The 267-nt window shown below is 71.5% G+C and carries 1 protein-coding gene; it reads right to left on the reverse strand.

Annotated features, from left to right (window positions below; genetic code table 11):
* On the reverse strand, positions 1–267 hold a 267-nt coding region (locus RVY79_RS19935; RefSeq protein WP_317466309.1), incomplete at both ends, for a hypothetical protein.

Here is a 267-nt window from a genome sequence, read left to right on the forward strand (position 1 = left end):
GCCCAGGCGTGGTCGGGCCCAAAAGCCATCGCGGTCGAGGTGGCCGTGCCGACCAGCCCGAGCAGCACCGCACCGCCCGCCAATGCGAGCCGGCGCAGCCCGGGACGTGCGACGCTGACCATCAACAGCACCGGCGCCAGCAGGCCGAGCGCGATGGCCAAGGCCTCCAGCCCTGGCGGCAATTCATGTTCGACGCTAACCGCGTCACCCCACTGCAGCGCCCAGGGCGTGCCGTCGAGCGCTTCCAGGAGAGTTTCGCGCCACCAG

The sequence above is a fragment of the Chromohalobacter sp. HP20-39 genome (assembly GCF_033052815.1).
Taxonomy (GTDB): Bacteria; Pseudomonadota; Gammaproteobacteria; order Pseudomonadales; family Halomonadaceae; genus Chromohalobacter.